Genomic DNA, 20,974 nt, shown 5'->3' on the forward strand with positions numbered 1-20,974 from the left:
GCAGAAATGACTGAACAATTGGCGAAAGTGTCAACAGACTTAGGTTTAGAAGCAGATGAACTCAATGATGAGGTGTTTGTTTCAACCAGTCGTGAGCGCTTACCTTTTGCTTTTTCACACAGGTTTAATTTGGCATTAGCCAAAGAAACTGATGCACTAAAATTGTATTACACCAGTGAAACACCATTAGATGCGATGCTCGAAGTGCGTCGTTATGCTGGTGAAGAACTCGTGCTAAGTAAATTACCGATTGATGAGTTTGAAGCTAAGTTAACTCAAACTTTCCAAGCAAATTCATCAGAAGCACAGCAGTTGATGGAAGACATTGGCAACGAGATGGACTTATTCACTCTAGCCGAAGAACTGCCGCAAACTGAAGATTTATTAGAAGGCGATGATGATGCACCAATTATTAAGTTAATTAATGCCTTGTTATCGGAAGCGATTAAAGAAGAAGCCTCAGATATTCACATCGAGACATATGAGAAGCAATTGATTGTCCGCTTCCGTATTGATGGTGTATTAAAAGAGGTGTTAAAACCAAATCGTAAACTGTCTTCGCTGCTGGTTTCGCGTATTAAAGTGATGGCGCGTTTAGATATTGCTGAAAAACGTGTGCCGCAAGATGGCCGTATTTCACTGCGTATTGCAGGTCGAGCGGTCGATGTGCGTGTATCAACCATGCCATCAAGTCATGGCGAGCGTGTTGTGCTACGTCTACTGGATAAAAATACCGGTAATCTCGATTTAAAATTACTGGGTATGACATTATCGATTCGTGAACAGTTCGATGCAATTATTCGTAAACCCCATGGCATTATCTTGGTAACTGGCCCGACAGGTTCTGGTAAAAGTACCACCTTGTATGCAGGCTTAACTGAGATCAATTCAAAAGATACCAACATTTTGACCGTTGAAGATCCTATCGAGTACGAGCTTGAAGGTATCGGCCAAACGCAAGTTAACATGAAAGCCGATATGAGCTTTGCTCGTGGTTTACGTGCAATATTACGTCAAGATCCTGATGTGGTGATGATTGGTGAAATCCGTGATTTAGAAACCGCGCAAATTGCGGTTCAAGCATCATTAACCGGTCACTTAGTGATATCAACACTGCATACCAACACCGCATCTGGCGCGATTACGCGTTTGCAAGATATGGGTGTTGAACCGTTCCTTGTTTCATCAAGTTTGTTGGGCGTATTAGCTCAGCGATTGATTCGAACTCTATGTAACGAATGTAAGATCCCCCATGAACCTGATGAGCGAGAGCGTGAATTATTAGGCGTGACCGCCAATGATACTCGCGTTATTTACCGCGCTAATGGCTGTAAAGAGTGTGGTAATAATGGCTATCGTGGCCGTACTGGTATTCATGAGTTACTCGTGGTTGATGACAATGTACGTGAGTTAATTCACGGCGGTCGTGGTGAGCTTGCAATTGAGAAATATGTTCGTCAAACCATCCCAAGTATTCGTCACGATGGCATGAGTAAAGTACTTGATGGTGTCACAACCTTAGAAGAAGTATTGCGCGTAACTCGCGAGGAATAATCAATGGCAGCGTTTGAATATAAAGCCCTTGATAGCAATGGCAAACAGCAAAAAGGTGTGATTGAAGCAGATACAGCGCGTCACGCGCGTAGTCAGCTGCGTGAACAACGCTTAATGCCACTTGAGTTACAACCTGTTGCCGAAAAAGAAGCGAAAGCGAAAACGGGTGGTCTGAAATTATTCCAACGTGGTATCTCGGTGGCAGAACTTGCCCTGATTACCCGTCAAATTGCGACCCTAGTTGCTGCGGGTTTGCCGATTGAAGAATCGCTTAAAGCGGTTGGACAGCAGTGTGAAAAAGACAGACTTGCTAGCTTAGTGATGGCTGTACGTTCACGGGTTGTTGAAGGTTATAGCTTAGCTGATTCACTCGCAGAATATCCCCATGTTTTTGATGATCTATACCGTGCAATGGTGGCGTCAGGCGAAAAGTCTGGTCATTTAGAAGTGGTATTGAATCGTCTTGCTGATTACACCGAACGTCGTCAACAGCTTAAGTCTAAGCTTACTCAGGCGATGATTTACCCGATTGTACTGACCGTTGTTGCTATCGGCGTTATTGCTGTTTTATTAGCGGCTGTAGTTCCAAAAGTTGTTGGCCAGTTTGAGCACATGGGCCAAGAGTTACCGGGCACTACGCAATTTTTGATTATTGCATCAGACTTTGTGCAGTCATATGGTTTAGTCGTCTTGGGACTGATGTTTGCCGCATTTGTGTTGTTCAAACAAATGCTGAAAAAACCTAATTTTAGAATGGTGTTCGATACTTGGCTGTTAAAAGCGCCAGTGCTCGGTAAAGTCAGTAAAGGGATTAACACTGCGCGTTTTGCACGAACTTTAAGTATTTTATCGGCAAGTTCAGTGCCGTTACTTGAAGGTATGCGAATTGCGAGTGAAGTATTAGTCAATGTGAAAGTGCGCGCGGCTGTTGATGATGCGACAGCAAGAGTACGCGAAGGTACAAGTTTAGGTGCTGCGCTGACAAATACTAAACTTTTTCCACCTATGATGCTCTATATGATTGCGTCGGGTGAAAAAAGTGGCCAGTTAGAGCAAATGCTGGAGCGCGCTGCTGATAACCAAGACAGTGAGTTTGAAGCGAATGTGAACATTGCTTTAGGTGTATTTGAACCTATGTTGGTTGTAAGTATGGCCTCGGTAGTGTTATTCATTGTGATGGCCATTTTACAACCTATTTTAGAATTGAATAACTTGATTAGCGGCTAGCGCAGCAAGTTTTTAGATATTATTTTTGTCACGCCAATGTGGTGTGCACTGGAGGAAGTCGTCAATGCAAGTCAATCGTAAACAACGTGGTTTTACCCTTTTAGAAGTCATGGTCGTTATCGTGATCTTAGGTATTTTAGCCTCAATGGTTGTACCTAACCTTATGGGTAACAAAGATAAAGCTGATTTACAAAAAGCAGTATCTGACATTGTTGCATTAGAGAATGCCCTAGATATGTATCGTCTTGATAACAGTGTTTATCCAACGACTGATCAAGGTTTAGATGCTTTAGTGCAAAAGCCAACGTCTTCACCTGAACCACGCAACTACCGTCCAGATGGTTACCTAAAACGTTTACCTCAGGATCCATGGCGCAATGATTACTTCTTATTGAGCCCAGGCGAAAATGGTCGAATCGATATTTTCAGTGCAGGTCCTGACGGACAAGTTGGTACTGAAGATGACATCGGTAACTGGAACCTACAAAACTTCCAGTAATGGAAGTTTAAGCTGATAACGCATAATGAACGTTAAACGCCAAGCTGGTTTTACACTGTTAGAAGTGTTACTTGTGGCGCTGCTGATGGGGTTAACCGCAGCAGCAGTGACCATGACGACTAGTACTGCAGGACCTGAGCAGGCGTTAACAAAAACGGCCAGAAAGTTTATTGCCACGACCGAATTAGTTATTGAAGAAACGATCCTTAGTGGCCAATTTCTAGGTATCGTCGTTGAAGAAGATGAATATCAGTTCGTCTACTACAAAGAAGGTCAGTGGGAGCCGTTAACAGGTGATAGACAGCTTGCACCGCAGCAGATGGAACAAGACGTCAGCATGAGTTTATTGCTCGATGGTTTGCCACTTGTGCAAGATGATGAAGAAGATGAATCTTGGTTCGATGAGCCACTGATAGATGAATCGAAAGAAGACAAAAAGAAAAATCCTGAACCACAAATATTACTTTTCCCAAGTGGGGAAATGTCGACATTTGAGCTGAGCTTTTTAACCGATGATGAAAACGGTAAAGAAGTGGAAGTCTTGGTTGTTGGTGATGCTATGGGTCGCTTGGCTATAGGAAGTTTCGATGAAGATCAGTAAAGGCATGACCTTACTTGAAGTCATCGTGGCATTAGCGGTGTTTTCTATTGCCGCTGTAGCTGTTACTAAAAGTATTGGCGACCAAATGGCGAACCTCCCCATATTGGAAGAACGTACCTTGGCGCAATGGGTGGCGAGTAATCAGATGGTTGAAGCTCGACTGCTGCAACAATTTCCTGAACTCGGGACTAAAAATGGTCAAGTTGAACTGGCAGGAAAAGATTGGTATTGGCGTCAAGAAGTGATTAAAACCACCGACGATAATTTTAGAATGATTCGCGTTTTAGTCAGTGATGAAGATAGGTTTAACCGCACCGTTGCCCAAGTGAGTAGTTATGTTCACAACGAAGGCTAAGCCACAACACAGTCAAGTAGGTTTTACCTTGCTTGAAATGCTCATCTCAATTGCTATTTTTGCCATGATAGGTTTGGCTGCAAACGCCGTGCTATCAACAGTAATGAAAAATGATGAAGCAACCAAAGAATTTTCAGTTCGACTTAAAGCCTTACAGCAAGGTTTTGGGATTATTGAACGAGATTTAGGCCAAATAGTCGCTAGAACACAGCGCGGTCTGGATGGTGAACGCACCACATCAGTATTTCAAACCGGCGACAACATGCTGGACTCAGAAACTGAAGCCTTAGTGTTTTTCCGCTTAGGCTGGCTGAATCCTGATGGCATGTTACCTCGTGGCAGCTTGCAGTCTGTTGCGTATATTGTTCAAGATGGTCGTTTAGAGCGTTGGTATTATCCATATCCTGAGCCTGAAGTCGGTGCAGAGCCGCTTAAAAGCTTGATCATTGAAGGTGTGATTTCGATTGAGTACTCATTTTTTACCGGCACAGAGTGGGAAAGAAAAGTTGATGCATCATCTTTACCTCAGGGCATTACGATGACACTTGAAATTGAAGGCTTAGGCATTATCGAAAGACGCTTCTTGTTACCTAAAGGTGGTAACAGTAGTGGTTCTGGTAACGACGGCAGCGATGGTAACGGTAATAACAACGGCAACAACAATAATGGTACCAATACTGGTAATGGTTCAGGTAACAGTGGTTCAGGCAATAATGGCTCAGGTGGCACGGGTAGCACAGGTAATGGCACATGATGAAGCAGCAATTACCTGGTATTCGTAACCAACGTGGCGTTGCTTTATTAGTGGTGTTATTGATTGTGGCATTGGTAGTGATTATTGCGACAAACATTACGAGTCGCAATCAACTGTCAATGCGACGCACCTTGAATTTGGCCCAATATGATCAAGCCTATTGGTATGCTATTTCGGCTGAAGAGTTAGCTAAAAAGATTTTAAAGCAAGACATGGAAGACAGCGATGGTACTGTGCATCGCCAACAATACTGGGCACTTGCCGATGTGATTTTTCCTGCCGATTACGGTGAAATCGGTGGTGAAATCATGGATATGCGTTCATGTTTTAATATCAATGCATTGTCGGTGGCATCTACAGAAGTTGAAAACGGACAGCCTAAATTAAGTTTAGCGGCGACTCAGTATAAATCCTTATTGGTGGCCTTAGGTATGGATGACTTTGGCGCAGAAAGGCTGACTCATACATTAGTTGATTATATCGACGACGATACCGTTTCAATGCCATATGGCGCAGAAGATGCTGAGTATGAATCACGAAATGTGCCATACCGCGCCGCGAATACATTAATGAATCATCGCAGCGAACTTAGAGCTGTGATGGGATACAACCAACAAGTGTATATGACGTTATTACCTTATATCTGTGCGATTCCAGGTAATAACCAACAGTTACTGAACGTCAATACTATTGAAGTTGAGCAGGCGGCATTGTTGGTGGGTATGCTAGAAAATAAAATTAGCCAAAGTGATGCTGAAAGCCTAATTAATCAAAGGCCAGCTGATGGTTTCGAAACTGCTGCTGAGTTTTGGGAAAATAATACCCTTGCGAGCTTAGCAACGGAAAGCAATATGAAATCGAGTATTGTTGTCGATAGTAATTTCTTTTTACTAAAGGCTGGGGCGAAAGTGGATAACGCCACCTTTAGAATGGATAGCGTACTTCAGCGAAGCGGAAATAAATTTGAAGTGCTGACACGTCAATATGGCGGGCAGCAATAATGAATAAGCGTAACAACCCGCTGCAATTAACCTTGTTGGTATTGCGGCTTGTGGAGAATAACAGTGTCTGAACGGCTTTTTATCCGATTAGGAAAAACATTAGAAAGCCCTTGTTCTTGGCTAGTATGGTCAGAACAAGAGCAAGAGATCATTGCCTCAGGTGAGTTAAGTGATGCTGCCAGCTTAACCAGTTTAACTGAGCGTGCAGGTAATCGTCCGGTTGATGTTTTAGTACCAGCTTCTAGCATGACATTGACGCAAATTGAATTACCAGAAAAGAACCAACGCCAAGCATTAAAGGCATTACCTTTTATGCTGGAAGAAACAATTGCTTCTGATGTTGAAGATATGCATTTTGTTGTCGGCCCAAGAGACGGCGAACAGCTTAATGTGATTGCTGTTGCCCATGAGCAAATGCATGATTGGATGTCATGGTTAATGGACGCTGGCATTAAGGTTAAACGTATTGTGCCGGACTGTCTCGCATTGCCATTGGAGCAATGCCGTTGGGCGGCGCTTGATATGGGTGATGAATTATTACTGCGCACAGGCGAAGGTAGTGGTGTCAGCTTACCGAAAACATGGCTTGATTTTGCATTGCCAAAACTGATGCCAGAAAAGCAACAAGATGAAGCGCCAATCAGTATCGCAGCCTACAGTGAAGATTTAGTTTTCATGGATGCTGAAGTTGAGTCTAAACCACTAGATTTACCTATGATGGTCTTAGCGAAAGGTATTTTACAATCACCAGTTAACTTACTGAGTGGGGTGTATGTACCTAAACGCGAATACAGCAAACATTTAATGCTTTGGAAAAATGTTGCGATTATTGCATTCATTGCAATTGTGCTTTCTCTAGTGAATAAAGGCCTGACTATCCATCAATTGGAAAACAGAAGCGCTGAAGTCAGACAAGAAAGTGAAGCTATATTCAAACGGGTTATTCCGAACGTTAATCGTATTGTTAATATTCGCTCGCAAATGGACTCACAACTTCGCAGCATGCAAGGGCAAGGCGGTGGAGCTGCTTTCTTCGAAATGCTAGATGGTTTACGCGGTTCATTTGAACAAGTACCAGATTTAAAGCCAAACTCATTGCGTTTTGATGCCAACCGCAATGAACTGCGGATGCAGGTCACTGCTAAGACCTATGATCAAGTGGATAAGTTTAAAGAGCTAGTTGAAGTGCGCTACGACTTAGACATGGGCGCAATTAATAGCGGTGAAGATGAAGTGAATACAACCCTGACATTGAGAGGCAAATAAGATGGAAAATTTGCAAAACTGGTGGAAAGGCTTAGTGCTTCGTGAGCAACAGTTAGTTGCCTGCTGTGGTGTGTTTGTTGTTATTGGTATTTTATATTGGGGTATTTGGAGCCCAATATCCTCAGCGGCTGAAAATGCTGAAATGCGCCACCAATCAGAATTACAAACATTAAATTATGTAAAACAAACTGCAAATAAAATCGCAGGTCTGAAGCAATCGGGGTCAAGACCGACTGCAAGTGGTAGTTTAAGTTCTGTGGTGAATCAGCTAGCGGGTCAATATAAGTTAGAGATTACTCGGATGCAGCCACAAGGTGATAAAATTCAATTGTGGATGGATGATGTTCCGTTTGACAGCTTGTTGAATTACTTACATGAGTTAGTCGAGAAGAAAGGCTTAACCCTTGAAAGTGTTGATTTATCTGAGTCTGATCTTGCAGGTTTTGTCAAAGTACGTCGTATTCAGCTGTCTAAGTAAGCAGGTATTGTAGTGAGTTTGATTAAGAAAATTATAATTGGCGTATTCATCTACCTCATTTTCATGGTGGTGTATATTCCAGCTAATTGGGTTGTAGGCATTGCGCCACTGCCAAATAATATCAAAGTGAGCGGAGTATCTGGCACCTTGTGGCGGGGCAGTGCTGAACTTGTGTCTATTGACCGACGCCTAATCGAACAAGTGAACTGGGATTTAAACCCATGGGCTTTGTTTATTGGTAGCGTCAATGTTGATCTACAAATTGGTAGCCGTGCGACACCAGTCAGTGGTCAAGGTGATATCAGTTGGTCTCTGTCAGGGATTTCGGCTGATAATTTACGCTTTGAAGCGCCTAACCAATTTTTATTGGGTAATGCTCGCCTACCGTTTAGAACTAAAGTCGCCGGTGATGTCAGCTTGATTGTGGAACGTCTTGAGCAAGGTGAACCATGGTGTGAACAGTTATCAGGTAAGTTATTTTTAAATCGAATTGATGTGAATAACCAGTTTGGTAAATACCCGCTAGGTGATATTGCGTTGGGTTTAAGCTGTGTTGACGGTATGGTGCAATTAAATACTGACGATAGCATGAACAAGATGGGTATCGAAGGTATTGCAACATTGGGTGAAAGTAACCGTTTTTCGGTCAGCGCTAAAATTAAACCAACACCTGAACAGCCTGAAGATCTAACCCAAGCGTTATCATTTTTGGGTAAACAGGATAGCCAAGGTTATTACCCAATTAATTATAATGGTGTGATTCCTGGGTTGTAACCCACTGCTGTAAAATAGCAATTAAAAAGGCATGTTGAATAACATGCCTTTTTTGATCTTATCGCTTAGAGAGCGACACACTCATCAATCGTCATTCTCGGCGTTAACCTAATAAATCCTGATGCAACATTTGATAATCATGAATTGCTGGGAAGTCAAAAAAGTCTTTGTGTGGTTTTTTGCTGTCGGGGTTTGAAATACCTAATTGAAAACCAATCCCCGCCTTTTTTGAAGCCTCAAGAATATGTTCGTTATCGTCAACAAATAAGCAGCGGCTTGGATTCAACTTAAACTGCTTAATTGCATGCTGCCAAAATAATGGGTGCTCTTTTGGGTAACCCGTTTCGTGGCTTGAAAAAGTCGCATCTAATCCATGGGCTAAGTCAGTATGTGCTAATTTCAACTCCAGGCTTTTAGGATGAGCATTGGTCATTAAAATTCGCTGCTTTCCAGCTTTGTGCAGTGCTTGTAAGAATGGCATGCTGTCTTGGCGCATTTGAATACGTTCTACCAGCGAATAGTGCAGGGTTAAAATATCAAGCCCAAGTTGTTGCTGCCAATAATCAATGCAATACCAGTCAAGTGTGCCTTCCACTTTATGGTATGACTGTTCAACCAATTTCTGTGCTTCCGCCACAGAAATCTGTCTTTGCTGGCTAAGTTGCTGTGGCACTAAAGTTAACCAAAAATGGTTATCGAAGTGCAAATCGAGCAAAGTGCCATCCATATCAAGTAAAACCGTGTCTATCTTATGCCAAGGAAACATGAAAATTCCAGTTGTAGAATATAGCTAGGATAGTAAGATTGTAACTTGTCTAAGTAAATTCGTCATATATGAGGCCTTAATGACAACTCGACATAAAAAGCCTGAAATCTTACATCGTGAGATTGTAGCGAAAAGTCGCTTGTTTCAAATTGAACAACTCCACCTTAAGTTTTCCAATGGTGTTGAGCGTCAATATGAAAGAATGAGTGGCGGCAGTCGTGGTGCGGTGATGATTGTTCCCGTGCATGAAGGCAAGTTGTTGTTAGCTAAAGAATATGCAGCAGGCACTGATAATTATGAACTCGGCTTTCCTAAAGGCTTAATCGACCCAGGCGAAACCGGTATTGAAGCTGCGAACCGTGAACTGCAAGAAGAAATCGGTTTTGCCAGTAACAAGCTGACTTTATTAAAAGAACTGAGTTTAGCCCCAGGTTACTTTGCGAGTAAGATGCAGATTTTCATCGCTGAAGATTTATATGAAAGTACCCTTGAAGGTGATGAACCGGAACCAATAGAAGTGATTCCTTTTCCGTTAGAGAAGTGGAAAAACTTACTCGATGATGCAGATTTTTCTGAGTCGAGAAGTGTCAGTGCGCTATTTCTTGCACAGCAGTTTTTAGCAAAGTAGTCGTTATAAAGTAAAATAAAAACAAAATATTAGCCTAAGTTAACTACAAAAATGCCTTAATTTGGTCTAACTTGACAGTATTCAGCGTATTATTTGGCGATTGGAGTCGTTATGAAGCCAGAAGAAGTAATTGAACAAGTCATCACTATTGCCACCGAGGCAGGTCAAAAAATTCGCGACATTTATGTCAAAGGTGATTTTGATCGAGAAATAAAATCAGATAATACCCCAGTGACTTCTGCAGACTTAGCAGCAAATGAGATCATTTGTGCTGGTTTAGCAGCGTTGACACCTGATATTCCTATTCTTAGTGAAGAAGCTGCTGATATTGCTTTTTCTGAACGTGCTGAATGGCAGCGTTACTGGCTGGTTGATCCTTTAGATGGTACCGGTGAGTTTATCGCTGGTAGTGGTGACTTTTCCGTTATTATCGCACTGGTGGAACATAACCGTCCTGTAATGGGAGTCGTTTATGTGCCAATGACGAAAGTCTGTTACTACGCCATTGCAGGCTTAGGTGCCTATAAGCGTGATAGCAAAAATGAAGTGCGTATTACCAGTCGACAAATTAATAGTATTGAAGAATCAGGATTAAAACTGGCAGTTAGCCGTCGTCAAGATCCGCAGTCAGTGCTTAAGTTATTAAGTCATCCAAACAGTTGCGAACTCGTGGTGTTAGGAGGAGCGGCATTAAAAAGCTGCTTAGTAGCTGAAGGGCGAGCTGATTGTTATGTCCGCCTTGGGCCTACAGGTGAATGGGACACTGGTGCAGCACAGATTATTTTGGAAGAAGCTGGCGGCGCATTAATGGATATTAACCTACAGCCAATGACCTACAATGAACGTGAAACATTAGAAAACCCTAACTTTATTGTTGTAGGTAGCCCGAGTTTAGCGTGGGATGATATTTTAACCACCTAATTATCGTGTAAAGTCAGTTGCCTCGTTTCACCATCTAAGCCCTCTGTTGAGGGCTTTTTTGTGTCATTTTTTCGATAATATTTATTAGAAGATTAAAAATAAACTTATTATGAACATTGTTTTTTATTTTGTTTGTTGTTAGGTTAGCAACACTAACCGCATAAATGGAGTTACCTGATGGCAAGAAGGAAAGAACATACTCATGGTGAAATCCATGATATGGCCATTAAATCAGTGATGCAGTATCTACACATTGCCTCGCTTGAAAGTTTGAGTCTACGTAAAGTCGCCACCGATATTGGTTATGCGCCAAGTACGTTGATTAATATTTTTGGCAGCTATCAGCAGTTATTATTATCGGTATCTGAACAGGTATTGATTGATTTGTTCGAGCACTTAACCTCATCGACATCAGATGAAATAAATCATAATCACTCGCCAATACACGCCACCGAGCAAGCTCAAGCTTCAATTGAGCTCATGGCGCATCGCTATTACCAGTTTGCTAACGAGCACCGAGTTTGTTTTAAACTGGTCTTTGAACTGTCTGCGCCAGAAGGCGTATCACTGTCATCAAATCATCAGCAAGCCATTGATACGCTATTCAGTTTAGTTTCAGAGCAGCTAACCGCCTTGTTTCCAAAAGCAGATCACGCAGAGATTATAATGATGAGTCGTGTGTTATGGGGCGGGATCCATGGATTAACATGCCTTGGAATAGATGGAAAATTATTTACTGATCAAACCGCATTACCCGCGATGCTCAGTAGTCATGTTCATGGATATTTATTAGGTATGACTCAAGAAAAGGATCTTTCATGTTGTTAACTAAACGCTTTCTTCCATATTTTGTCACACAGTGCTTAGGGGCACTGAATGACAATATCTATAAGAATGTATTGTTATTACTGGTGACATATAGCCAAGTGAGTGAACTACCTATCAGCGTCAATATGTTTGTTAATTTGGCTGCAGGTGTTTTCATTTTGCCATTTTTCTTGTTTTCCGCTCATGCGGGGATGGTGGCAGATAATATGGATAAAGCGATGTTGATCCGCAGACTCAAGTTGCTTGAGTTGATCATAATGTCTTGCGCTGCGGTGGCCATTTTGAGTCAAAGTTATTTAGTGATGTTATTACTGCTCTTTATGATGGGCAGTCAGTCAGCCTATTTTGGCCCTGTTAAGTATTCTTTGTTGCCACAGACGTTAAAAGAAAGTGAGTTAGTAACTGGAAATGCCTGGGTAGAAATGGGCACGTTTATATCGATTTTAGTCGGGACATTATCAGCAGGTTTAATTGTTGCCAGTGACCATAGCGTAATCGGTGCAGCGACGATTGTTGTGACATTATCAGTTATTGGCTACCTTTGCAGTCGCGCAATTCCAGCATTACCGCCACAAGGTAAAATCGATAAAATTAGATTTACCCCTTTATCTGGTACATGGCAAAGCATTGCAAAAGTGAGGAAAACGCCAGGTATTTGGATGGCTATTCTGGCTATCAGTTGGTTTTGGTTTCTGGGAGCGACTTACCTGACCCAGTTTCCTAATTTTGCCAAATTGCACTTACATGCAGATGCGACAGTCGTGTCTTTACTACTGGCCTTGTTCTCTATTGGTATCGCGGTAGGTTCGTGGATTTGTGAACGTGTGTCTTACGGTCATGTTGAGTTAGGTGTTTTACCTTTCGGTGTATTGGGTTTAACCGTATTTGGTGTGGATTTAATTTATGCTATTCCGCCTGCTCCAGCAGATTTAAGTTTTGTTTATAGTTTTAGTAGTTTCATTAGTGACTCGCAGCACTATAGGGTAATGGCTGATTTGTTTATGGTTGGCCTTAGCGGTGGCTTGTTCATTGTCCCTCTATACGCTTTTATTCAATCACGCGCCGCAAAAGATGAATGTGCACAAGCTATTGCTGCCAACAACATTATAAATGCGTTGTTTATGGTTGTTGCAGCCATCTTGTCGATTATCTTACTTGGCGTACTAGAATGGAGCATTCCAGATTTATTCTTGCTGCTGGCCGCGATGAATACTGTCGTTGCACTATACGTGTATTCACAGGTCCCTGAATTTGCTCAGCGCTTTATTAGCTATTTACTGAGTCACTTCATGTATCGGGTTAAGGTGAATGGCCGGATACATATTCCTGCGCAAGGGGCAGGGGTTATTGTGTGTAATCATGTCAGTTATGTTGATGCGTTAATTATTATGGGCTCCTCTACACGACCGATTCGTTTTGTAATGGATAAATCCATTAGCGAAATACCATTACTTAAGTACTTATTTCGTCATGCGGGCGTGATCCCAATTTGTTCACCTAAACAATGTAAAGCAACCTATGAAAATGCATTTGAGCAAATTCATCATGCCTTGAACAACGAAGAGTTAGTGTGCATCTTCCCTGAGGGACGTTTATCAGTAGATGGAGACATCGCTGAGTTTAGACCAGGGGTTGAGCGAATACTGGAAAGAGACCCTGTGACAGTAATCCCAATGTCGTTAAGTGGCTTATGGGGCTCTTACTTCAGTCATAAAGGGGGTCACGCGTTAACAACACGTCCGAAGCGTTTCTGGTCGAAAGTGGAAGTGAATATAGGCGAAGCTGTTGACGGCGTTACGTTAGGCCGACATGGTTTACACCAAAACGTGAGTGAACTGTTTAATGCAAGCTTGAAGTCGGATGATATAACTAAGGCCTAGGCCCTAAGAGCTGCGGTTAATCCAATGCCGTTAGATAGTAATGATCTTATAAAGTAATGACCTTGGATAAAATAAAGCGCCCTTATGAATAAGGGCGTTTTTCTTTGTATGTTAGCTAGAATATTAGCGTGATAAGGAAATATTCGAATGACCTTTAGAAGATAACCAATCATGAATGGCTTGATGGTCACCACTAAAAATTACTCTTTGCTGTTTCTTCGATAATTGATATTGATACATTGGGTCATAGTAATGACGCAGAAGGCTGGTTATCCAATCAAAGTGAGCTGATAAGTCATTACGATTAAATTGACTGTTGATGGCTTGTTCAATCAAGGTCGTTAACTCAGCATGCTGTTGTCCGCCTAAGCGCTTTTTAATACTATTTATGCTATTCAGTAAGTATTCGCTAAAGGCATGTTGACCTGCTTCAGCGCCAAAACGGTTAATGTATGCTGCTGATTTGTCCGCGACATAGGCTTTATGTAATCGGTTAAGGCGATTTTGAAAAGACTCTTCCAACACTATGATAGGGCTACGCTGCATAGCTTGATAAAATACCTGTGGTATAGCTGAGCGCCCAATGAGGTAGCTCTCATCTTCTAACAAGGTAAAAGTGCTCGCTATGTGTTGTTGCTTGAGTAGTTTTATCGCCAAATTGTTCTCAAAGTTAATTTGAGTGGGTTGCGGGTCAATATTTTTACCAAAGCTTGAACCACGATGGTTAGCTAGACCTTCTAAGTCTATTGCTTCATGACGTTGCAACAATAAATCTGTTTTACCACTGCCGGTAATACCACTTAATATCAGTAAAGGTTGTTCAGTCGATGCCTGTTCGATTGTCTTAATCAAATATTGGCGCATGGCCTTATATCCGCCTTCAATATACGGAATATCAATACCGGCTTCTTTTATCCATTGTTGACTTAGTTTCGAGCGAAGCCCACCCCGAAAACAATACAGGTAAGCGTTAGGGTGAGCAGCTATATATTGCTGCCATGCTTCTATGCGCTGCTGTTTAGTGTTGCCATTAACGAGACTATGTCCAAGTGCTATCGCAGCATCTTGGCCATGTAGTTTATAGCAAGTGCCTACTTGTTTACGTTCATCATCAGTCATTAGCCCGATATTAGTCGAACGGCCAAATGCACCTTTAATAAACTCAACAGGCGCACGCACATCAAGTAATGACACATCTTCTATGAAGATGCGTTGATATTCGCTGTCGGCAATCATATTTACTGCCATTAGAGTATGTTCACCAAAGGTAAAGTTGGAGCAGTAAGCGATAGCTCACCAATGCAAATAGGCGCTATGTCTTGCTCTAAAAGACAGCTAATGAGCGCTTGCTCTGCAGCGGTTGATACCGATATAAGTAAGCCGCCGCTGGTTTGTGGATCGCATAAAATGGCTTTTTGTTTATCTGATAATGAGCCTAAGTGTTGTTTGTAACTATCAAAATTTCGCTGAGTGCCACCAGGTACGCAACCTAGATCAAGGTAGTGTTCTGCTTTGTCTAAAAGTGGAATCTGTTCAAAAGACAATGTCGCTGAGAGGTTTGCTCCTTGGCATACTTCAATTAAATGACCTGCTAAGCCAAAACCTGTGACGTCGGTTAATGCATTAACACCGTCAATATTAGCGATACTCTGGCCAACTTTATTGAGCTGACACATGGCATTGATGGCAATCTGACTATCGGCTTCAGCCAGTTTTTTCTGCTTCTGTGCAGTGGTGAGAATACCGATGCCAATAGGCTTAGTTAGATACAGTTTATCTCCAGCCTGTGCTTGGTCATTACGTTTAAGTTTAGACAGTGGAATTTGCCCAGTGACAGCTAATCCAAAAATAGGTTCAGGAGCATCAATACTGTGGCCGCCGGCAAGCATAATGCCAGCATCAGCGCAGGCTTTTCTTCCACCTTCAATGACTTTCTGTGCAACTTCAGCTGGTAAGGTATTCACTGGCCAGCCCAGTATAGCAATAGCCATAATAGGTGTGCCGCCCATCGCATAAATATCACTGATGGCATTAGTGGCTGCAATACGACCAAAGGTAAAAGGGTCATCAACAATCGGCATGAAAAAATCAGTGGTACTGATAATCCCAGTTTCTTGGTTTAGCTGATATACGGCGGCATCATCACGGCTCAGATTGCCTACAAGTAAATCGGGATCGGTAAAAGCTGGAATATCACTGGCTAGAATGGTGCTAAGTACTTGAGGGGAAATCTTACAACCACAACCTGCGCCATGACTGTATTCGGTGAGTTTAATATCGGTTTCTGCCATGAAATGAATAACCTGTTATGAACATCGATTATCCATCATAAACACAAACGGCTACCTTGCAAGGTAGCCGTTTCACATTAATGACAATCGCTTAGTGTTAATAAGCAGCAGTAATGTTATTCCAATTTTTCTTTTGAGCTAACAAGCGTGCTTTTAACTCTTCAACTTGCAAGTTGAGCTGTTGATAGCTCAGCTGTTTACTTTTGGCCTCAATCAAACTCTTTTTAGCTTGGTAATATGCCATTAAGTGTTGCTTCATTAGATCGTATTCAGCTTGAAAATTAGCAATAATCTCATCACAGTTTGGTAAATGAGCCACTTTGTCTTGTGCCCTGAGTAACTGCATCTGCAATTTTGCACTTTCAATACGTTCTTGTGGTACCACACGTAAATCTGTGGCTAACCCAGCCCAATACATCGATTTGATTAACCATTTGGTTGGGTCGTAATGCCACCATTTAATCCCATTACGGTAATCATTTTCGAAAATATGGTGGAAATTATGATAACCCTCACCATAAGTTAATAATGCGATAACGCCATTATCACGTGCGGTATTCTTATTTGTATATGGCTGGCTTCCCCAGATGTGGGCAAGTGAGTTAATAAAGAATGTGCAGTGATGTACGACAACAAGGCGAAGTAAGCCTGCCATGAGTACCATCGAAATAATGTCGCCGTTTAGCCAACCTAAAAAAGCAGGTAAGCCAATATTCATCAATACCACTAATGACAAGTAATGTTTATGCTGCCACATAACGATGGCATCTTTTTGCAAGTCACGAACATTATTGTAATCGTGGTAACGACTGGCTTGGTATTCTCTTAGCATCCAACCTATATGGCTATACCAGAAGCCTTTTTTAGCGGAATAAGGATCTTTATCGTTATTGTCCACATGCTTATGGTGAATACGGTGATCAGAAGACCAATGTAATGCACTATTTTGCAGTGCTAGAGCACCGCCTAAAGCGAATAGAAAACGCATCACTGGATGTGCTTTATAAGCTTTATGCGACCATAATCTATGATAACCCGCAGTAATAGATAGACCGCTAGCAAAAGCGAGGACAACAAAGGCAACCCATTCAATCGCTTCAAAGCCATGAGTCATACCACGCCAAGGAACTAGCGTGATTGCACCCAGTAAGGTGAGTGCGAAAAGAGATGTATTTAACCAAATAATCGGTGGTTTTTTCATTAAGATGTTCCAAAAAACTTATTGGGCGTACAGTTGTACGCCAATTTAACTTACCCTTATTCTGTGGTCAAGCTTTGAAGGGCTGTGTTTCTCTGATAAAAACGGTATTATCTGTGCATTAACATTTACTAAATGGATTCTATACATGGGTGTAAGAGCATTACAGAAAGAAAAAACCCGTCGTGCATTGGTAGATGCCGCTTTTAATCAACTCAGTGCTGAGCGTAGCTTTTCAAGTTTGAGTTTACGCGAAGTTGCAAGGGAAGCAGGGATTGCACCAACCTCTTTTTATCGCCATTTTAAAGACATGAATGAGTTAGGTCTGACAATGGTTGACGAAGGTGGATTAACCTTAAGACAAATGATGCGCAAAGGAAGACAACGTGCTGAAGCTGGTGGCAGTGTTATTCGTATTTCTGTCGACACATTTGTGGAAGTGCTAGAGTCAAATCCAAACGTGTTTCGTATTCTTTTGCACGAACGTTCTGGTACTTCAGCTGCATTTCGTGCAGCAGTGGCAAGAGAAATAGAACATTTTATCTCTGAACTATCTCATTATACTGAAGCCACAGCAGGGCGAACGCCAATGTTAGCCAGAGTTCAGGCTGAGGCTTTGGTGACGTTAGTGTTTAACGCTGGCGCATCGGCTTTAGATATGAAACGTGCAGATAGAAAAGTATTAGCAGATCATCTGGTACTTCAACTGCGTATGGTTGCTAAAGGTGCTGAAGCCTTGCAACATAAAGTCGAAACTAAGTAAGGTTCTATTTCATTAGTTGAGATACAAAAAAGCGGCGTTGTGATATCACAACGCCTTTTTTGATTTTTATATCCGATTAAGCAGGTATTTAGGCATTTATTTTACGTTCTAGTAAAACACCCGATTCCATATGATGGGTATATGGGAACTGATCAAATAAAGCGAAACGAGTGATCTCGTGGGTACGACTTAACGTCGCTAAATTTTCCTTCAAGGTTTCTGGATTACAAGAAATGTATAAGATGCGATCGTAGTTTTGCATTAACGACAGTGTATCGTCATCAATACCCGCACGTGGAGGGTCTACAAAAATAGTATTGCAATCGTAGCTGTCTAAATCGATACCTTCTAAACGTCGGTAAGTACGTTTCTTCGCCATCGCGTCACTAAAATCTTCTGCTGACATACGAATGATTTGTAAATTCTCGATGTTATTAATGGCGATGTTGTACTGAGCGGCATCGACAGAGGGTTTAGCCAATTCGGTGGCAAGTACGCGATCAAAATTAGGCGCAAGAGCAATGGTGAAATTACCATTACCACAGTAAAGCTCTAATAAATCACCTGTACTGTCTTTTGTCGCTGAAATTGCCCATTCCAACATTTTCACAGAAACTTTAGCATTTGGTTGGGTAAAGCTATTTTCAATTTGCTTGTATTTAAGCTCGTTACCATCGACTGTTAACGTTTCGACGACGAAGTCTTTATCTAAATCAATTTTTTGCTTACGTGCGCGGCCAATAAAGTTAACGTTAAACTTTGCGGATAAGCGTTGTTTCATTTGCTCTGCTTGAGCACGCCATTCATCGTTAAGTTGACGGTGATAAAGCAACGAAACTAATATCTCACCACTTAGGGTTGATAAAAAATCGACTTGGAAAAGTTTAAAACGTAAATCATGATTGGGTCGTAGCTCTTCCATTAATGCTGTCATTACTTCATTAATGAGCTTTCCTGCAGGAAGATATTGCTCACAACGTACTTTTTCATTCAATGCTTTATCAAACATGTAATAGTATAAGTCGTCGCCATCATGCCACACTCGAAATTCTGCACGCATACGGTAATTTGCAGGTTCCGAAGCGAAAACTTCTAAACTAGGCGGAGTAAACTCGGCAAAGGTCTGTTCAAGCTTGATACGCTTTTCTTCGAGTTGCGCATCATAGTTTTTAGGATCCATTGCAGCTAAATTCATTTTGTTCCACCATAGGCTGTAAATTAAGGGCGCAAATATTATACTACACACCGCTGATGTCCAGCGGATTGGCGTGTTCTTCGAAGATTAAGTCAAAATATAATCGAATTCTTATTAATAACCACTCAAACGGAGATTATCTTGGTCGGTCCCATACTCGTTTTTGATTCAGGCATAGGTGGTTTATCAGTGTTTGACCACATACATAGTCAACTACCACAACATGACATTTATTACTTATTTGATAATGCCCGTCTTCCTTATGGCGATCTTAATGAGCAAGAATTGATTCATGGCTGTGTCGAGCTGATTGTAAGACAGGTCAAAGCAATTAGGGCATCAATCGTAGTGGTTGCCTGTAACAGTGCAAGCACCTTAGTGCTGCCAGAATTAAGAAAGCAGTTGGATATACCGGTTGTTGGAGTGGTACCAGCCATAAAGCCAGCAGCGTTAATTTCAATAACACGACATATTGGTTTGCTTGCAACGCCAGGTACAGTGACAAGACAATATACTCAAGATTTAATTGATTCCTTTGCTAGCGATTGCAAAGTGACTTTAGTTGGAACGTCTGATTTGGTGTTAATAGCAGAGGCGAAAGCGCAAAGAAAAACTGTCGACATAAATCAAATAGAAAAAATCTTGGCACCTATAAAGGCAACAGATATAGATACGCTGGTATTGGGTTGTACTCACTTTCCTTTATTGCAGCAAGAAATCGATCAAGTGCTCCAACAAAAAGTGATGTTATTAGATTCTGGTGATGCGGTAGCAGCAAGAGTACTGTCATTTATCGAAGCGAACGAAGAACAATGCATTACTAAGAAAGGAAACTTGCAAGCAGGTTTTACGAAGGATATAGATTTAGGACTGGAAATGACATTAGCTGACTACGGTTTTACACAATTACAGCGGATTACCGTAGCCAACTAAATAAGGTCAAACTAACTATCTTTATTTTGATCTGCAGGATCAGACTCTTGAGATTTAGCTTCTCGTACTTTTAAAGTACGTTCTTGGAAACTGTAATCATTCAATTTGTTCATCGCTTTTTTCGCGCCAGCTTCTGACATTTCGACGAAACCGAAACCTTTGCGACGACCAGTCTTTCTATCACGTACTAAGCGAACTGAATTAACTGGTCCGTATTCACCGAAAAGTGATTTAACTTCACCCTCGTGTACACGATATGGAAGGTTACCAACATAAAGTGTCATCGTTGGGCCAACATAAGGTTCATTTGAACCTGCAGCAGATGAAGATGGTGCGAAAGTAAAAATAAGACTAGCTAACATTGCACCTGCAATAAAAGACACAACAAGTTGAACATTGGTAGAAAGAGCATAAATGATGACTGCGCCAATTAGCGCCGTAATTAAGGTAATAACAAATGACTTCTGCATAAGTTTGTCTCTAATAAAAATGAAAAATGATAAATATCTGTTAAAAAGCATAGCTATGGTAATGAATTATTGGCACTTTCACCATAGTCTGATGAAAAAATGAGCTCAAAACACAATAAAAACTCCGTAGCACTATATTAAAGTAGAATAAAATCGCCTTAATAATACTCATAACAGTCAAAAATAAAACGATCTGTGCAAAAGTTCTTCGTTCGATCGTTTTTCTTTAAAAAAGCCCTTGCGGTGTTTCAGAATCTGCCTATAATGCGCATCCACTGACACGGCAAACCACGCACTAGCATGGGTTACACGCCAAATCAGTTCACTGTAAAGTGACGCTGAAAATAGTTTTTAAATTAGTTTAAAAATGACTTGACGCGAAACGGGAATTGCGTAAAATACGCATCCCTAAGCCAATGACCTAGCGTCTAACGGCGGTGTCTGAAAAATTGATACCACGCTCTTTAACAATTTATCAAGTAATCTGTGTGGACACTCACAGGTGTTGAGTTAATCGAAATTGTCACTTAGGTGGCAATCAAAATTATTATCAATGTAACGATGAGTGTTCATAGCAATATGTAACAAACAG

Annotated in this window: 22 protein-coding genes; 16 read left to right on the forward strand and 6 right to left on the reverse strand. The window is 41.5% G+C overall.

Annotation, left to right across the window (positions count from 1 at the left end; all coding sequences use genetic code 11):
* Positions 1-6 precede the first annotated feature (6 nt).
* The 10 genes from gspE to L2737_RS18405 all read left to right on the forward strand — a co-directional run bounded on the left by gspE (position 7) and on the right by L2737_RS18405 (position 8,509).
* On the forward strand, positions 7-1,554 hold the full coding sequence (gene gspE / locus L2737_RS18360) for a type II secretion system ATPase GspE (protein ID WP_371997041.1): 1,548 nt from the start codon (positions 7-9) through the stop codon (positions 1,552-1,554).
* Between the two features lie 3 nt (positions 1,555-1,557).
* Complete coding sequence (gene gspF / locus L2737_RS18365) at positions 1,558-2,781, forward strand: type II secretion system inner membrane protein GspF (protein ID WP_102527623.1); 1,224 nt, start codon at positions 1,558-1,560, stop codon at positions 2,779-2,781.
* Between the two features lie 64 nt (positions 2,782-2,845).
* A complete protein-coding gene (gene gspG, locus L2737_RS18370; RefSeq protein ID WP_102527624.1) occupies positions 2,846-3,280 on the forward strand; it encodes a type II secretion system major pseudopilin GspG in 435 nt (144 codons plus the stop codon).
* Positions 3,281-3,305: 25 nt separating this feature from the next.
* Positions 3,306-3,881: a type II secretion system minor pseudopilin GspH gene (gene gspH / locus L2737_RS18375; RefSeq protein ID WP_102527625.1), complete on the forward strand. Its 576-nt coding sequence runs from the start codon at positions 3,306-3,308 to the stop codon at positions 3,879-3,881.
* Positions 3,868-4,236 (forward strand): type II secretion system minor pseudopilin GspI, encoded by a 369-nt coding sequence (gene gspI, locus L2737_RS18380; RefSeq protein ID WP_102527626.1) that lies wholly within the window; start codon positions 3,868-3,870, stop codon positions 4,234-4,236. Before gspH ends, gspI begins: the two co-directional genes overlap by 14 nt.
* A complete protein-coding gene (gene gspJ / locus L2737_RS18385; protein ID WP_248956695.1) occupies positions 4,217-4,990 on the forward strand; it encodes a type II secretion system minor pseudopilin GspJ in 774 nt (257 codons plus the stop codon). The genes gspI and gspJ overlap by 20 nt, the downstream gene beginning before the upstream one ends.
* Complete coding sequence (gene gspK, locus L2737_RS18390; protein ID WP_248956706.1) at positions 4,990-5,991, forward strand: type II secretion system minor pseudopilin GspK; 1,002 nt, start codon at positions 4,990-4,992, stop codon at positions 5,989-5,991. The genes gspJ and gspK overlap by 1 nt, the downstream gene beginning before the upstream one ends.
* A gap of 63 nt (positions 5,992-6,054) precedes the next feature.
* The gene (gene gspL, locus L2737_RS18395; protein ID WP_248956696.1) at positions 6,055-7,257 is read left to right on the forward strand and encodes a type II secretion system protein GspL; all 1,203 of its coding nucleotides are present in this window, start codon (positions 6,055-6,057) and stop codon (positions 7,255-7,257) included.
* 1 nt (position 7,258) lies between these two features.
* The gene (locus tag L2737_RS18400) at positions 7,259-7,735 is read left to right on the forward strand and encodes a type II secretion system protein M (protein WP_229370248.1); all 477 of its coding nucleotides are present in this window, start codon (positions 7,259-7,261) and stop codon (positions 7,733-7,735) included.
* Between the two features lie 12 nt (positions 7,736-7,747).
* The gene (locus tag L2737_RS18405; protein WP_248956698.1) at positions 7,748-8,509 is read left to right on the forward strand and encodes a type II secretion system protein N; all 762 of its coding nucleotides are present in this window, start codon (positions 7,748-7,750) and stop codon (positions 8,507-8,509) included.
* A gap of 103 nt (positions 8,510-8,612) precedes the next feature.
* Here the strand turns inward: L2737_RS18405 and yrfG are convergent, their stop codons facing one another.
* Positions 8,613-9,275, reverse strand: coding sequence for a GMP/IMP nucleotidase (gene yrfG / locus L2737_RS18410; protein WP_102527631.1), 663 nt, complete (start codon positions 9,273-9,275; stop codon positions 8,613-8,615).
* 79 nt (positions 9,276-9,354) lie between these two features.
* On the opposite strand from yrfG, the gene nudE reads away from it, so the two are divergent.
* From nudE to L2737_RS18430, 4 genes are all read left to right on the forward strand, one after another.
* Positions 9,355-9,903 (forward strand): ADP compounds hydrolase NudE, encoded by a 549-nt coding sequence (gene nudE, locus L2737_RS18415; protein WP_102527632.1) that lies wholly within the window; start codon positions 9,355-9,357, stop codon positions 9,901-9,903.
* A gap of 111 nt (positions 9,904-10,014) precedes the next feature.
* The gene (cysQ, locus tag L2737_RS18420; protein WP_102527633.1) at positions 10,015-10,824 is read left to right on the forward strand and encodes a 3'(2'),5'-bisphosphate nucleotidase CysQ; all 810 of its coding nucleotides are present in this window, start codon (positions 10,015-10,017) and stop codon (positions 10,822-10,824) included.
* Between the two features lie 177 nt (positions 10,825-11,001).
* The gene (locus L2737_RS18425; RefSeq protein ID WP_102527634.1) at positions 11,002-11,652 is read left to right on the forward strand and encodes a TetR/AcrR family transcriptional regulator; all 651 of its coding nucleotides are present in this window, start codon (positions 11,002-11,004) and stop codon (positions 11,650-11,652) included.
* Positions 11,643-13,532, forward strand: a complete 1,890-nt coding sequence (locus L2737_RS18430; protein ID WP_248956699.1) for an MFS transporter — start codon at positions 11,643-11,645, stop codon at positions 13,530-13,532. Before L2737_RS18425 ends, L2737_RS18430 begins: the two co-directional genes overlap by 10 nt.
* A gap of 123 nt (positions 13,533-13,655) precedes the next feature.
* Here L2737_RS18430 and mnmH read toward each other — a convergent pair whose 3' ends face one another.
* From mnmH to L2737_RS18445, 3 genes are all read right to left on the reverse strand, one after another.
* On the reverse strand, positions 13,656-14,780 hold the full coding sequence (gene mnmH, locus L2737_RS18435) for a tRNA 2-selenouridine(34) synthase MnmH (RefSeq protein WP_248956700.1): 1,125 nt from the start codon (positions 14,778-14,780) through the stop codon (positions 13,656-13,658).
* Positions 14,780-15,823 (reverse strand): selenide, water dikinase SelD, encoded by a 1,044-nt coding sequence (selD, locus tag L2737_RS18440; protein ID WP_248956701.1) that lies wholly within the window; start codon positions 15,821-15,823, stop codon positions 14,780-14,782. The genes mnmH and selD overlap by 1 nt, the downstream gene beginning before the upstream one ends.
* Before the next feature lie 97 nt (positions 15,824-15,920).
* Positions 15,921-17,024 carry an acyl-CoA desaturase gene (locus tag L2737_RS18445; protein ID WP_248956702.1) on the reverse strand — a complete coding sequence of 368 codons (1,104 nt, stop codon included), beginning with the start codon at positions 17,022-17,024 and terminating at the stop codon, positions 15,921-15,923.
* A gap of 145 nt (positions 17,025-17,169) precedes the next feature.
* On the opposite strand from L2737_RS18445, the gene fabR reads away from it, so the two are divergent.
* On the forward strand, positions 17,170-17,784 hold the full coding sequence (gene fabR / locus L2737_RS18450; RefSeq protein WP_102527639.1) for an HTH-type transcriptional repressor FabR: 615 nt from the start codon (positions 17,170-17,172) through the stop codon (positions 17,782-17,784).
* An 88-nt stretch (positions 17,785-17,872) separates the two neighbouring features.
* Here fabR and trmA read toward each other — a convergent pair whose 3' ends face one another.
* On the reverse strand, positions 17,873-18,979 hold the full coding sequence (trmA, locus tag L2737_RS18455) for a tRNA (uridine(54)-C5)-methyltransferase TrmA (protein ID WP_229370261.1): 1,107 nt from the start codon (positions 18,977-18,979) through the stop codon (positions 17,873-17,875).
* Positions 18,980-19,120: 141 nt separating this feature from the next.
* Between trmA and murI the strand changes: the two genes are divergently transcribed.
* Entirely contained in the window at positions 19,121-19,912 is a 792-nt protein-coding gene (murI, locus tag L2737_RS18460) for a glutamate racemase (protein WP_248956703.1), read from the forward strand.
* Positions 19,913-19,923: 11 nt separating this feature from the next.
* Here the strand turns inward: murI and L2737_RS18465 are convergent, their stop codons facing one another.
* On the reverse strand, positions 19,924-20,382 hold the full coding sequence (locus L2737_RS18465) for an RNA-binding protein (protein ID WP_102527642.1): 459 nt from the start codon (positions 20,380-20,382) through the stop codon (positions 19,924-19,926).
* Between the last annotated feature and the right edge of the window lie 592 nt (positions 20,383-20,974).

Origin of the sequence: Shewanella electrodiphila (assembly GCF_023283985.1) — a bacterium.
Classification (GTDB): Bacteria; Pseudomonadota; Gammaproteobacteria; order Enterobacterales; family Shewanellaceae; genus Shewanella; species Shewanella electrodiphila.

Excerpts from the sequence above, each read along its gene's own strand:
- nudE (WP_102527632.1), top strand. The coding sequence starts at position 9,355 with ATGACAACTCGACATAAAAAGCCTGAAATCTTACATCGTGAGATTGTA.
- cysQ (WP_102527633.1), top strand. The coding sequence starts at position 10,015 with ATGAAGCCAGAAGAAGTAATTGAACAAGTCATCACTATTGCCACCGAG.
- gspF (WP_102527623.1), top strand. The coding sequence starts at position 1,558 with ATGGCAGCGTTTGAATATAAAGCCCTTGATAGCAATGGCAAACAGCAA.
- gspG (WP_102527624.1), top strand. The coding sequence starts at position 2,846 with ATGCAAGTCAATCGTAAACAACGTGGTTTTACCCTTTTAGAAGTCATG.
- L2737_RS18400 (WP_229370248.1), top strand. The coding sequence starts at position 7,259 with ATGGAAAATTTGCAAAACTGGTGGAAAGGCTTAGTGCTTCGTGAGCAA.
- L2737_RS18430 (WP_248956699.1), top strand. The coding sequence starts at position 11,643 with ATGTTGTTAACTAAACGCTTTCTTCCATATTTTGTCACACAGTGCTTA.
- yrfG (WP_102527631.1), bottom strand. The coding sequence starts at position 9,275 with ATGTTTCCTTGGCATAAGATAGACACGGTTTTACTTGATATGGATGGC.
- L2737_RS18425 (WP_102527634.1), top strand. The coding sequence starts at position 11,002 with ATGGCAAGAAGGAAAGAACATACTCATGGTGAAATCCATGATATGGCC.
- L2737_RS18445 (WP_248956702.1), bottom strand. The coding sequence starts at position 17,024 with ATGAAAAAACCACCGATTATTTGGTTAAATACATCTCTTTTCGCACTC.
- trmA (WP_229370261.1), bottom strand. The coding sequence starts at position 18,979 with ATGAATTTAGCTGCAATGGATCCTAAAAACTATGATGCGCAACTCGAA.
- gspK (WP_248956706.1), top strand. The coding sequence starts at position 4,990 with ATGAAGCAGCAATTACCTGGTATTCGTAACCAACGTGGCGTTGCTTTA.
- gspE (WP_371997041.1), top strand. The coding sequence starts at position 7 with ATGACTGAACAATTGGCGAAAGTGTCAACAGACTTAGGTTTAGAAGCA.
- mnmH (WP_248956700.1), bottom strand. The coding sequence starts at position 14,780 with ATGGCAGTAAATATGATTGCCGACAGCGAATATCAACGCATCTTCATA.
- gspH (WP_102527625.1), top strand. The coding sequence starts at position 3,306 with ATGAACGTTAAACGCCAAGCTGGTTTTACACTGTTAGAAGTGTTACTT.
- L2737_RS18465 (WP_102527642.1), bottom strand. The coding sequence starts at position 20,382 with ATGCAGAAGTCATTTGTTATTACCTTAATTACGGCGCTAATTGGCGCA.
- selD (WP_248956701.1), bottom strand. The coding sequence starts at position 15,823 with ATGGCAGAAACCGATATTAAACTCACCGAATACAGTCATGGCGCAGGT.
- gspJ (WP_248956695.1), top strand. The coding sequence starts at position 4,217 with ATGTTCACAACGAAGGCTAAGCCACAACACAGTCAAGTAGGTTTTACC.
- gspI (WP_102527626.1), top strand. The coding sequence starts at position 3,868 with ATGAAGATCAGTAAAGGCATGACCTTACTTGAAGTCATCGTGGCATTA.
- fabR (WP_102527639.1), top strand. The coding sequence starts at position 17,170 with ATGGGTGTAAGAGCATTACAGAAAGAAAAAACCCGTCGTGCATTGGTA.